This window comes from Paenibacillus tianmuensis (assembly GCF_900100345.1).
Taxonomy (GTDB): domain Bacteria; phylum Bacillota; class Bacilli; order Paenibacillales; family NBRC-103111; genus Paenibacillus_G; species Paenibacillus_G tianmuensis.
Genome location: NZ_FMTT01000025.1, coordinates 69,727 through 82,084, shown reverse-complemented (window position 1 = coordinate 82,084; position 12,358 = coordinate 69,727). Strand labels below are relative to the sequence as shown.

The following is a 12,358-nucleotide window of genomic DNA, read 5'->3' as shown; positions in this document are numbered from 1 at the left end:
CTTTGGAAGAAAAAGAGGAATAGCAAACGCGAATAAGACCGCTGGTGACTGCTTTTCCTACACCAGACCGATAGCTGTCCCACTGTCCTAAGGCAGCGTGCATAAAGAATAATAGAAGCTGACTGGCTGTAAACTTGCTGGCTGTATCTTCGTATTTCAATTCTTGCAAAATTTGCTTCACATCTTCTTCGGTCAATAGCGTTTGAACTAACTTGGTGAACGTGGTAGACTTTTTCATGAGGTCGCCTCTTTCTAATCGTGTTGTATGGTGCAAACGATTTTACAGAAAGAGCGTCCTTTTTTCAATTTTCAATTTCCTTATTTTGGTTAATCAACAGGCGTGACTAAGAGCATAATTAACAAATATATACGATCTCAAAGAACCCACAACTAAGATTTTCGCTTCGATTTCTAATTTTGAACAGGCAATTGGTATAGGGGATGTTTATGATGAATTATTTTCACCTTTATTAAATGTTGAGGCAGCAGCCACATTGGAACAAGTATAAAATCTTTTTTCGTTTCAGTTTAATACCTTTGTAAATAAGGAGCACCGGGAGTATCTCACATTCTCTAAGAATGATTGTGAGATACTTAGTTAATCCCCGTTTTTTGCCGATAGACCCGTTAAGGTAAAGAACCATCGTTCCTGACGATGTACTACCATTCGCCTTTCTTCTACCATTTAGTGGCTAATCAACAGGCCTGAAAAAGTATATATTTATCCAGTAGTAAGAGCTTCAATAGCACCAACGTCAACAATACAATAAAAGAGTTTTACAGAACCAATATTTGGAATGAACATACTAAATTAGGCGAAATTTATAGTGGGCATAAAAAGTTAGTCGACTGGGGAAGGGATTTTATTGAGAAAGTCGTACTAACTGATACTAGTGAAAAAAATGAAACAAGAAGTGCAGAAGGTAAAAAGCAACAAACAGTTTACTTTGCTATACATAGGGACGCTCTCTGTTCGATGCCCAAGGCACTAACTGCGCAAGCTGAAGCTTTCGATTTTTCATCTATTTTCCTAGCGAAGGTGGCTCAACCTCAAAATCAGTGCTTGACTGCTAGCCCAATATCCGATGGCGGTTACATTCGATGAGAATGCCAGCTTTATAGCGACTGCGATTTCGTGTGAAGTAATGGCGGCGCTGAAAAGCTTTTATACGATTGTGTCGACCTTCTACCGTTGCGTTTGTCCAGCGGCAATGATGGTAGTTCACGATCTCCTCTTTCCAATTGCGCATCGTCTTGAGGGCGCTTCGAACCGCGGCGTGGTCGATTCGATCACCTTGCTCACACCAACGTTCAAATCCCAGTCTGGCAATGGCCAAGTCCGGCGAGCAGTCATACCAGGTCGTGAATGCTTCTTTCCACTCCCATACGCTTCGAAGCAGAGGGGAGTAGTTCAGCAGCGCTTCCCACCGTTTTTTACTTTCTTCGCCTAGCGACTCGGCTGGCGGGTTCAACAAGCGATGATTGGCTTTCAGATGCGCCTTAGCCCGTGATGACAGGGTGTTTTGGACCGTTTTACGAACTTCCTGTACACTTTCAATCACATAACCGTGAACGTGAAAACGGTCCGCGATGCGAATCGCATTCGGAAAACACTCACTGATCCAAGTATGATAAGCTCGGGCCAAGTTCAAGACCACGGCTTTCGGGTTAAGCAAAAGGAAATCGGGGTGCTCTTGGGCATACGACCGCAGTTCTTCCAGCTTTCGACCCGGCAACAGATCCAACATCGTCTCGCCTTTGAGGTTGTGAATACCGGTGTTATACGCATGACCCTTCTTGATTGCAAAATCATCGACGCCTAAAACCAGGTCAGCCGTTTCTTTGGCTTCTTCCCACACTTGCTCACAGATCCGTTCGTACTCAACCGGAACCGCCTCGTTATGAATGCGTTGCACGGTGCTGACTGGCGCTTGCTGCATGCGGGCGCTATGCGCTGCTGTAGAACCGAATGCTTGTTCAGCGGTATGGGACCGGAAAAGTCTGCTGTAGCGCTGCTTCGGTCCGACAAATTCGTACATCCATACAAACCCAGCTTTGCAGCGCGTACATAACAGGCGAGTGGACGGTACATGCAAATAAGTTTTCTTCTCAAACACGGACAGATGCCGGACGATCCGTATGTTATTGCTTCCCTTGCGAATGACAGCTTGATCCGATCCACAGCAGGGGCAGCATTGTTTGTCGCACAGCGGTTCAGCTTCTATGTGAAGTTCATCGGCGTTGATGGACAGAACTTGGTTTATTTTTAGCTCTGGCAAGTTGAGCATTTCATTGATATACTGGGTTTGCATCTGTTTATTCCTTTTGTTGTTTGGTCGGACTTACAACAATACAGGATTAGCAGATGTTTTTCCATTTTTTTTAGCCTCAGCTTAGTTCGTCAAGAACTGATTTCGGTTTTGAGCCGCGAAGGATAAGAAGAAACCAACCGGTACGATCATTTCGATTTCGAGATGTACGTCGACATGAATAAGGAGATCTTATGACATTTGAACAATTGCAGTTGATTCCCCCCATTCTCAAAGCGCTGGCCAAGGAAAATTATAAGCAGCCCACACCCATACAGGAGCAGGCAATCCCATCCGTGCTGGCTGGCCGTGACTTGTTCGGATGCGCCCAGACGGGGACCGGAAAGACAGCAGCGTTTTTGCTGCCGATCATCCAGCTGCTGAGTACGCAGCGGGACCTCACGAAGGGCAAGCGCGTCATTCGTTCGCTTATCCTGACGCCTACCCGGGAGCTGGCTATTCAGATTTCTGACAACATCAAATCTTACGGACGTTTCACGAATCTGCGCAGCGCAGTGATCGTGGGCGGCGTCCCGCAGAGAGCACAGGAGCAGGCACTGGAGGAAGGCATGGACATTCTGATCGCAACACCGGGCAGGTTGATTGACCTGATGAACCAAGGGTTCGTCGATCTGACTCGCGTGCAGATTCTGGTGCTTGATGAAGCCGACCGGATGCTCGACATGGGCTTCATACATGATATGAGGCGAATTATCGCTAAGTTGCCTGCTAAGCGGCAGACGTTGTTCTTTTCGGCAACGATGCCGCCCGAGATCACGTCTTTGGTAGACCTGCTGCTGACGAATCCTATGAAAATCGAGATTACACCGGTTTCCTCGACGGCGGAGCGGATCAAGCAGAGGCTCTACTTCGTGGACAAGCCAAATAAGCTCCCGTTGCTGATCGATCTGCTGCGGGATAAGTCGATTACGAGCGCGCTCGTATTCACTCGTACGAAACACGGAGCGGATCGACTGGTAAGCGGTTTGATGAAGGTGAAGATTACAGCGCAGGCGATTCACGGCAACAAGTCGCAGAACGCCCGCCAAACGGCGCTGAAGAACTTCAAGAGCGGTGCGACCCGCTTGTTGGTAGCGACGGACATCGCGGCCCGTGGTATCGACATTGATGAGCTGTCGCATGTCATCAACTACAATTTGCCGAATATCCCGGAGACGTATGTGCATCGGATCGGCCGCACCGGACGGGCGGGCTTAAGCGGAGTCGCGATCTCGTTTTGTGAGTACGAGGAGATTCCTTATCTAAAGGATATCGAGAAGCTGACTAAGCAGAGGATTCCGGTGATCGGGGATCATTTGTATCCGATGGCGATTACGGAGACTGCTCCGGCGACGTCCGGAGACAGCACCCGCGTCCATAGCGGCGGCGCTGATCGGAGCGACTCTGCCGGGAAGGAAGGAAGCACCGCCGTCTCCGGTAGCCGCCGCCGGAGACGGCGGAAGAAAGCTGGCAAGTAAGCACGGTGAAGCTAGGGATGACATGAAGACAGGTGGTTACTAAATCGACACAAAAACCTCTTCTTTGCGAATCCAGACGGGCAGCGGTTTCACTAAATATACGGAGTGTAATACTGATGTTCCCCAATTGATTGCCTTTTCGAAATGGTTGTGTTAATCTGGTACAGATTTATATAAGTTGAAACCAATTCACATATTGAAGAGGGTCTCATTATATAATGAAAATATTTCCAATGTGTGATTTTTTTTATAAAAAATGATCATGTTAAAATTATTTTGGAGGTAACAATATGCAAACAGGTACAGTTAAATGGTTCAACAGTGAAAAGGGCTTCGGTTTTATTGAAGTTGAAGGTGGGAATGACGTTTTTGTCCATTTTAGCGCGATTCAGGGTGATGGTTACAAATCGTTGGATGAAGGTCAACGAGTTCAGTTCAACGTGGTCCAAGGTAATCGCGGACCGCAAGCTGAGAACGTCACAAAAGTTTAGTAAGCTAAAGCGAGGCTGCTCCTAATACGTTAGGAGCAGCTTTTTCTTTTTTGCGAAACCTAGACTCGACAATATAGAAATTCGTTGTTTCTTATATAAAAGGGGTTTACTTATGAGTGAGCAAGGCTTTAAAGATTATAAGTTAAGCGAGGAAATTACCCGTTCTTTAGATAGCTTGGGGTATCAACAACCAACGGAAGTTCAAAGCAAGGTGATCCCCATTGCGCTTGAGCGTAAGGATATGACCGTCAAGTCCCATACGGGAAGCGGGAAGACCGCGGCTTATGGCATTCCGATCTGCGAGATGTTGGAATGGGAAGAGAATCGGCCGCAGGCCCTGATCTTAACGCCAACTCGCGAGCTTGCCGATCAAGTTAAGCAGGACATCATGAATATCGGCAGATATAAAAGAATAAAGGCAACCTCTATTTATGGCAAGCAGCCTTTTGCCAGGCAGAAGGTGCAACTGCAGCAGAGAAATCACGTCATCGTAGGCACGCCGGGGCGGTTAATCGATCATATAGAGAGGCAGACGATCGACTTGGAGCAAATAAAGTTTCTTGTGATCGATGAAGCCGATGAGATGCTGAATATGGGTTTTATCGAGCACGTGGAGAAGATTATCCGCGAGCTGCCTCAGAATCGAATGACCATGTTGTTCTCGGCGACCTTGCCCAAGGACGTGGAGAATTTATGCCATAAGTATATGAATTATCCATTGGACATTGAGGTGAAGAGCGAGGCTAGAACGACAAGCCAAATCGAGCATTCGATTTATTCGGTCAGGGACGAGAACAAGCTGAATCTGCTCAGGGACGTCACTATCGTCGAGAATCCGGATAGCTGCATTATCTTTTGCCGAACGAAGATTAGGGTTGAAGTCGTGTTTAACGAATTAAACAAGCACGGATACCCCTGCGGCAAAATCCATGGGGGAATGGAGCAGGACGATCGCACGAAGATGATGAATGCGTTCAAACAAGGGGAACTCCGCTATATGATCGCGACGGATGTCGCCGCGAGAGGGATCGATATCGAGAACATCAGCCATGTCATCAACTATGATTTTCCGCAAGAGAACGAAAGCTATGTCCATCGGACCGGTCGAACGGGAAGGGCCGGACATTCGGGGACAGCGATTTCCTTCGCCACGCCGACCGAAGAGAAATTCGTTGCCAACGTCGAGCGATATATCGGGTTCGAGATTCCCAAGAGAGACAACCCTTCCAAAGAAGCGATCGCACGTACCAGTCCTGCTTTTGAAGCGAAGATAAGGAACCGGCGAACCGTCAAGAAGGACCGGAGCTCCCGTTCGAATCAGGAAGTTCTGAAGCTCTATTTTAACGGGGGGAAGAAAAAGAAGATCAGAGCGGTAGACTTCGTCGGCACCATTGCTAAGATTGACGGGGTATCGGCGGATGACATCGGGATTATCACGATAGAGGATAACGCCTCCTACGTGGATATCCTCAATGGCAAAGGGTGCCTCGTTCTTGATAAGATGAAGGATACGACGATCAAAGGCAAGCTGCTGAAGGTACATGAGGCGAACCGAAAATAACAATGACGCAGAAGAGAGAGTGAATGTTCATGATACAAATAACGATTCCGACTCCGGATGTCACGATTTACAAACAGAAGGCCCCTGAATTAAGCCATATTTACGGGTTTACGGATTTCATTCTGATTCCAAGAGATAAAGCGGGGATTTTTATGTTCTACAATGATAAGGATGAACTCCTATTCGTTGGCAAGGCCCGGAAGCTAAGACCCCGAATCAAGAAGCATTTCGAGGATACGGTATCGATCATCAAAGAGAAGCGGGAGGAAGTGATCAGAATCGAGGTTTGTTTAGTCGAGGATCCCGTCCATAGAGAAATATACGAGACGTACATTATCAACGAATATAAGGCTAAGTACAATGTAGATAAGGTGTTATACAAATAATAGACTGAGCTCCTATTGCCCAAGGAGCCATGAAATTATATGATAACGCAAAAATGCCTTTAATCCACGTTCAGCGGGTTAAAGGCATTTTGATATATATGCCGAGCTAGAATTGTAAGTTGGTTGCGGGGGCAGGATTTGAACCTGCGGCCTTCGGGTTATGAGCCCGACGAGCTACCGGGCTGCTCCACCCCGCGATAGTATAACTAAGTATTGTGATCTTTAACGTTGACCAGATCCTCTCATAATACAGCAATTCGAGCCAATATGCAAGCTCTTTAAAATGAAGTTTCTCTCGAGGGCTGAAGGGTTTTGACGTTTGCCTGCTCCACAAGCCAGGCAATTGTTGTCTTAGATCCCTATAAAAATTCGCGGTTACAGCGATACGGGGAACCGTATCATAAATAAGGGCAAGTTTTTTTGCGGCTTTCCTTGCGGGGCATGGGTTTGAATACCGCCTCAAAGATACGTTTATGATCTACCGCGAGTGAATGAGCCGATCCAAATATTGAATGCGTTGTTGCATGAAAAATCCCCTATCATCGTATGTTCCCGACCTATGCATTGTTGATATCTATTCTGTGGTCAAAATATATACTGATATGGCTTAGAGAAGACATGCCGTTATATTTTTCGATAGAAACTGACAAAAAAGTATCCTAACATTATAATTGTTATATATATCCTATAGCGGCACTGACCAGGAGGACGGCATGCAATTTCAACCAGTGTATGATGATGGGGAGTTATTTCTACCGAAGATCGAATTAAATATGACATCGAACCAATCGATTGGCATTATAACGGACTTGAAGCGAAAGCAGCTTTTAATGAATCAATTAGTGAATCATTCCCAATATTATTTATTTCGAGCTCAACAAGGCGAGTATATGCGTTTAACGGTGGAAGAGCTAATCACTTTTCTAATCAAAGTAACGGAGAGGAATGAGCGTGTCGCTTCGTTAATGGATTATTTTGCTTTAAAAGAAGAACGGAAGGTAAAAATCAAGGATCTAAGCTCATCGAAAAGGATGTATGTGACATTGCTGCGTGTCTTTTTTGCGCATCAGCCTACACTTGTACTGGAGGAACCCTATTTTTACTTGGAAGAGCAAGATCGTCGTCATTTTAAACGGATTTTAGATGACCTTTCGAAAGAAAAGCAGATTTTAATTTTAACTTCGAATTTGGAGGATGCCATTATTTCCTGTGATGCCATTTATCGATTGAACGAGTCCGGATTTCATCAATTGGATATTCGGGACTCAGAAGAGGATAAGCAGGAAGTGCAGGAACAAGATCGGGCCAATATAACCTTGCAGAAGATTTATACGAAAAGAAATGACAAAGTGATTTTATTTAATCCGCCTGAAATCGATTTTATAGAAAGTATAGATGGTTCGATCCTTGTTCATGCGGATGGGGAAAATTATGACTGTGCTTTGACGCTAACCGAGCTCGAGCAGAGATTGTTAAATTTCGGGTTTTTTAGGTGTCATCGATCCTACATCGTTAATCTGCAAAAAGTAAGAGAGATTATTACATGGACGAAGAATAGCTACAGCTTGCGATTAAATATAGGTAAAGATGCCGTGGTTCCGTTATCTCGTTCAAAATTGCATGAATTAAAGGCACTACTTAACATTTAATTTCCGGGGTAATAATGTCGAACCAATCAAGCATTCAATGGTACCATTCAGGCGTTAACAGCTACATTTCGGCGGGTTTTGATGGCTGGAAGCATGCATTCTTTATATATTTAAGCCATCAACTCTAAGGAAGTGGCGTTAATGGATGTTATCCATGTAGAACATATTCGAAAGAGATTTGGAAATAAGGATGCGTTAGCAGATGTGTCTTTTTCCATTCCGAAAGGGGAAATTTTTGGTTTCCTAGGTCCGAGTGGTTCAGGAAAAACAACATTAATAAAGATTTTAACTGCGCAATTAAATCCGACAAGTGGACAGGCAAGTATATTTAACCAGCCAGCGGAGATGATGAATCAGTCTGCACAGAAGATGCGCTTTGGCATTTTGACGGATAACAGTGGTCTATATGAGAGATTAACTATTGAGGAAAATCTAGAGCTGTATCGCCAATTATATGATCTTCCCAGATCTTCGATCGATAAGGTGCTGCAGTTTGTAAACTTAAGCGGAGAGCGCAAAAAGAAAGTCAATCTCTTATCGAAAGGGATGCGTCAGCGTGTCATGTTGGCATGCGCGATTATCCATGAGCCAGAATTATTATTTTTAGATGAACCTACTTCGGCTTTAGATCCGGTAAACTCAGCACATATTTATAAAGGCTTACGCTACTTAAATGAGAAAGGGACAACGATTTTTTTAACTACGCATGATATGGCTGAGGCCGAATTGATATGTAACCGTGTAGCGATTCTGTATCAAGGACAAATCCAAACCATCGGCTCACCAAAGGAACTTAAAAAACAACATCGAGAAAACGTAGTTTGTGTTGACTTAATCAATGGGGAAGCATACGAGCTCCCGATAGATGAGGGAACGGCTGATCAAATAGCCGATTGGATGAAACGAGGGTTAATTGATCGAATAGAAACGAAAGAGCCAAGTCTAGGTGATATCTTTATTAAAATGACAGGAAGTGAGTTACTATGAGTATCTCATTAAAACGTGCTCGAGCGATATTTGTGAAGGATTACAAAGAGTTTTCACGCAATTATGCGATCTCTATTATTGTGCTTTTTCCAATTATCTTCGCATTTCTTCTTCGAGGTGTAGGCCCGTCTTTGCCCGGAGCTTTCGGTTTTGTTCTAAATACTTCGTTTGTGATACTAACGAGTTTAGCACAAGCATGCTTGATTGCGGAAGAAAAGGAGCGTAACACTTTACGATCATTAATGATGACTCCGGCCACGACCATGGATGTTTTAATCGGTAAAAGTACTTTAGTCTTTGTAATGTCTGCTGTTGTTCTGGCTATTGCTACGTATATATTTGGCTATGAGCCAGCTAGTATATGGGTGTTTGTGGCAGTAATCATTCTTTCGATCATTCTATACACAGCAGCCGGGACGATATGTGGTTTATTCTCCAAGACGTTGCTTGAAACATCATTATCTATAATTCCTGTGGCGATCGTATTCACTGGTGCACCATGGGGAGCGTTACTAGTGAAAGATTTTCCGATCTTCAAAGTGCTGGAGTACGTACCAAGCAGTCAACTTGTGTATTTGCTAAAAATACACAATATAGGCTTTACGACGGGAGATTTATTAAAACCCCTCCTCATTACTTTGATATGGACGGTTGTATTAACGATTGTGTCTGTTGTTTTGTATCAACGACGGTTAAAGGATGAGTAGGAAAAAACCAGATCTACACGTATTCGGCGGACGGCACGTTCCGGAATGCGGATGGGAATACGATTCCAAACCTCGCTATTGTTATAGAGTTTATTTCTACTTTAGCCACTATAGAATCGCGTATTTCTACCGAGGAGGGATCAAATTCCGATGAATTTAGCCGTCAAGTGGATGCAAAAATTCAAAGACCGAGATATCCAGAATAAGCTGAAAGGCTATCGGGACAAAGCGGAGCTCATCAGGAAGCGGAATTTGGAAGCATGGGACGAAAAGCAGCTGCAAGCGGAATCTCTCCGGCTGAAAAAGGAAGCAAAATCGGGTACGCCTTTGGACGAGCTGCTTGTCGATGCTTATGCGTTAGTCTGCGAGGCAGCGAAGAGAACGCTCGGATTACAGCCCTACGATGTCCAGATCATGGCTGCCATCGCTCTGCACGAGGGATTTTTGATCGAGCAGCATACCGGCGAAGGAAAAACGCTCTCTGCTGTTATGCCTGCCTATCTACATGCGCTAACCGGCGAAGGCGTTCATGTGCTGACTTTTAATGATTATTTGGCAAATCGAGATGCGGAGTGGATGGGCCCGATCTATCGTTTCCTCGGGTTAACGGTAAACGCGGTTCAAGCAGGCATGAGCTTGTCCGAGAAACAGGAAGCGTACGCCGCGGATATAACCTATGTTACGGCCAAAGAGGCAGGATTTGATTATTTGCGCGACACGATCGCACTAAACGAAGCCGATACCGTGCATCGTCCTTTCCACTACGTCATCGTCGACGAAGCGGATTCATTACTTCTCGACGAAGCGCGAGTGCCGCTAGTCATCGCCGGCGAGCCGGGCTCTTCCGGCAACGACGGCATTCGTTTCGCAGAGGTGGCTAGGCAGCTCGAGCAAGATGAGCATTACGACTTCGACGAGTTCAAGCGGAACGTTTATTTAAATGAAGCGGGCTCAGCGAAAGCGGAATCGCTGCTGGGATGCGGCAATTTGTACGAAAGCGATAATAGTCATTTGTTAACGTCATTAAATTGCGCGCTGCATGTGGAATCGTTATTGAAAAAAGACGTCGATTACATCGTCCGGGACGGTAAAATCGAGCTGATCGACGAATATACCGGCCGCGTGGCGGAGAACAGGCATTTGCCGGACGGGCTCCAAGCCGCGCTTGCGGCCAAAGAAGGGCTACAGTCGAAAGCCGGCGGGAAAATTCTCGGTACGATCACCCTTCAACACTTCCTTAGCCTGTATCCGAAGATTTGCGGAATGACGGCTACCGCGCACGCTTCCGCAATGGAATTCAAAGATATTTATGAGCTGCAGGTCGTGCAAATTCCGCCGAACCGGCTAAACATACGGATCGACCATCCGCATCGGATTTATACCCATAAAGAAGCCAAACTTAAGGCGCTTGTACAAGAAATCTCGTCCGTCCATGCGACGGGACGTCCGATTCTCATTGGTACGTCAAGCGTAGAGGAGTCTGACATGCTGGCGGAGGCGCTAGCGGTTGCTAACGTACCTTGCCATGTTCTGAATGCGAAAAACGACGCAAAAGAAGCCGAAATCATCGCCAAAGCGGGAGAAATCGGCGCAGTGACGGTGTCTACGAATATGGCGGGACGCGGCGTCGACATTCGGCTCGGCGGCGGCAACCCCACGCAAGCAGAAGTTGTCGCCAAGCTGGGCGGGTTGTACGTGATTGGTACGCATGCGCACGAAAGCGTGCGGATCGACGACCAACTGCGTGGGCGTTCTGGCCGCCAAGGCGACCCGGGAGCTTCCGTATTTTTCGTAAGCTTGGAGGACGAGTTGATGCTTCGGTTCGGCATCGATAAAGTGATTTCGCCCGCCTATCGCGATCTCAGGCAGGATGATGCTCTAGAGGAGTCGGTGCTCCACAGCAAAATTGCGCATATTCAGCGCGTTATTATGGGCCAGAACTTCCATATCCGCCAGGAACTGAACCGTTATTCGGATATGGTGGAGGAACAGCGGCGTATTCTATACGAGGAACGGCTCGGAATTTTGAAAGGCGAGACGCCGATGAGCCCTTCGGAGCAGCGTGTACGGCTTTATTATATCGACAAGTTCTGGGCTGACCATCTGGCATACGTTTCTTACATTCGCGAAAGCATCCATTTGACGAGCCTTACTAACCGCAATCCGATCGACGAATTTCATGTGCAAATCATCCAAGCATACGAGCAAATTCCGGCTAAAATAAATAGAGAGTCGTCAAATATGCTCGTAAAGCTCGGAGGTTCGAATGATCCGGCGATGTGGGAAAAGTTTGGGCTGAAGAGCCCTACTTCCACTTGGACTTATACGATCAACGATCAATACATGGAGTACTTGCAGAATCCCAGTTCATGGACCCCAGGGACGATAATCGCTTATTGGATGCGCAAGATGTTGAGGCCGGTATTCGGGTGGTCAAACTTTTGATCGGGACGAATACGAGCGAACGCTCGATTCATCCTGCGCTGAAAATGTTGAAGCGAAGCGTTGACTCCGTGTTGACTTTGGACAATAAAAAATACATCGCAAGGGCGTACAGGCCCCATGGCGATGTATTCAAAGTTGAAGTACTTTGAGTTAAAACATTGTCAGTAGCCTGAGTGCCATAAAGCCTATCGAAGTGGTTCCGTGCTTCCTCCCATCCCATTCGCCCAGCCTCCATATTGTATAGGTTCCGTAGTTCGGTAAACTCCACGTTGCAGAGCTTGCGGACTGGAAAACGCAAGTTGCTTTTGAGGCCAGCAATGCCGCCGCGCTTCACACTTAGGCGAA

9 protein-coding genes, 1 tRNA gene and 1 pseudogene are annotated in these 12,358 nt (G+C 46.1%); 8 read left to right on the top strand and 3 right to left on the bottom strand.

The window, feature by feature from the left end:
• Positions 1–238 (bottom strand): annotated as a pseudogene (locus BLO51_RS16880) (IS4 family transposase); the annotation flags it as partial.
• 832 nt (positions 239–1,070) lie between these two features.
• Entirely contained in the window at positions 1,071–2,312 is a 1,242-nt protein-coding gene (locus tag BLO51_RS16875) for an ISL3 family transposase (protein ID WP_090673750.1), read from the bottom strand.
• 191 nt (positions 2,313–2,503) lie between these two features.
• Here BLO51_RS16875 and BLO51_RS16870 point away from each other — a divergent pair, with 191 nt between their 5' ends.
• From BLO51_RS16870 to BLO51_RS16855, 4 genes are all read left to right on the top strand, one after another.
• On the top strand, positions 2,504–3,787 hold the full coding sequence (locus BLO51_RS16870; protein ID WP_090673748.1) for a DEAD/DEAH box helicase: 1,284 nt from the start codon (positions 2,504–2,506) through the stop codon (positions 3,785–3,787).
• Between the two features lie 290 nt (positions 3,788–4,077).
• Positions 4,078–4,278, top strand: coding sequence for a cold-shock protein (locus BLO51_RS16865; RefSeq protein ID WP_090673747.1), 201 nt, complete (start codon positions 4,078–4,080; stop codon positions 4,276–4,278).
• A 112-nt stretch (positions 4,279–4,390) separates the two neighbouring features.
• Positions 4,391–5,839 (top strand): DEAD/DEAH box helicase, encoded by a 1,449-nt coding sequence (locus BLO51_RS16860; RefSeq protein WP_090673745.1) that lies wholly within the window; start codon positions 4,391–4,393, stop codon positions 5,837–5,839.
• Between the two features lie 29 nt (positions 5,840–5,868).
• On the top strand, positions 5,869–6,225 hold the full coding sequence (locus BLO51_RS16855; RefSeq protein ID WP_090673760.1) for a nucleotide excision repair endonuclease: 357 nt from the start codon (positions 5,869–5,871) through the stop codon (positions 6,223–6,225).
• A 120-nt stretch (positions 6,226–6,345) separates the two neighbouring features.
• Here BLO51_RS16855 and BLO51_RS16850 read toward each other — a convergent pair.
• Positions 6,346–6,422, bottom strand: a tRNA-Met gene (locus BLO51_RS16850).
• A 516-nt stretch (positions 6,423–6,938) separates the two neighbouring features.
• Between BLO51_RS16850 and BLO51_RS16845 the strand changes: the two genes are divergently transcribed.
• The 4 genes from BLO51_RS16845 to BLO51_RS16830 all read left to right on the top strand — a co-directional run bounded on the left by BLO51_RS16845 (position 6,939) and on the right by BLO51_RS16830 (position 12,013).
• Positions 6,939–7,874 (top strand): LytTR family transcriptional regulator DNA-binding domain-containing protein, encoded by a 936-nt coding sequence (locus tag BLO51_RS16845; RefSeq protein WP_090673743.1) that lies wholly within the window; start codon positions 6,939–6,941, stop codon positions 7,872–7,874.
• Between the two features lie 141 nt (positions 7,875–8,015).
• Entirely contained in the window at positions 8,016–8,861 is an 846-nt protein-coding gene (locus BLO51_RS16840) for an ABC transporter ATP-binding protein (RefSeq protein WP_090673741.1), read from the top strand.
• The gene (locus tag BLO51_RS16835; protein ID WP_090673739.1) at positions 8,858–9,568 is read left to right on the top strand and encodes an ABC transporter permease; all 711 of its coding nucleotides are present in this window, start codon (positions 8,858–8,860) and stop codon (positions 9,566–9,568) included. The genes BLO51_RS16840 and BLO51_RS16835 overlap by 4 nt, the downstream gene beginning before the upstream one ends.
• A gap of 150 nt (positions 9,569–9,718) precedes the next feature.
• The gene (locus BLO51_RS16830; RefSeq protein WP_090673738.1) at positions 9,719–12,013 is read left to right on the top strand and encodes a preprotein translocase subunit SecA; all 2,295 of its coding nucleotides are present in this window, start codon (positions 9,719–9,721) and stop codon (positions 12,011–12,013) included.
• The last annotated feature ends 345 nt before the right edge of the window (positions 12,014–12,358 follow it).

Excerpts from the sequence above, each read along its gene's own strand:
- BLO51_RS16875 (WP_090673750.1), bottom strand. The coding sequence starts at position 2,312 with ATGCAAACCCAGTATATCAATGAAATGCTCAACTTGCCAGAGCTAAAA.
- BLO51_RS16870 (WP_090673748.1), top strand. The coding sequence starts at position 2,504 with ATGACATTTGAACAATTGCAGTTGATTCCCCCCATTCTCAAAGCGCTG.
- BLO51_RS16865 (WP_090673747.1), top strand. The coding sequence starts at position 4,078 with ATGCAAACAGGTACAGTTAAATGGTTCAACAGTGAAAAGGGCTTCGGT.
- BLO51_RS16860 (WP_090673745.1), top strand. The coding sequence starts at position 4,391 with ATGAGTGAGCAAGGCTTTAAAGATTATAAGTTAAGCGAGGAAATTACC.
- BLO51_RS16855 (WP_090673760.1), top strand. The coding sequence starts at position 5,869 with ATGATACAAATAACGATTCCGACTCCGGATGTCACGATTTACAAACAG.
- BLO51_RS16845 (WP_090673743.1), top strand. The coding sequence starts at position 6,939 with ATGCAATTTCAACCAGTGTATGATGATGGGGAGTTATTTCTACCGAAG.
- BLO51_RS16840 (WP_090673741.1), top strand. The coding sequence starts at position 8,016 with ATGGATGTTATCCATGTAGAACATATTCGAAAGAGATTTGGAAATAAG.
- BLO51_RS16835 (WP_090673739.1), top strand. The coding sequence starts at position 8,858 with ATGAGTATCTCATTAAAACGTGCTCGAGCGATATTTGTGAAGGATTAC.
- BLO51_RS16830 (WP_090673738.1), top strand. The coding sequence starts at position 9,719 with ATGAATTTAGCCGTCAAGTGGATGCAAAAATTCAAAGACCGAGATATC.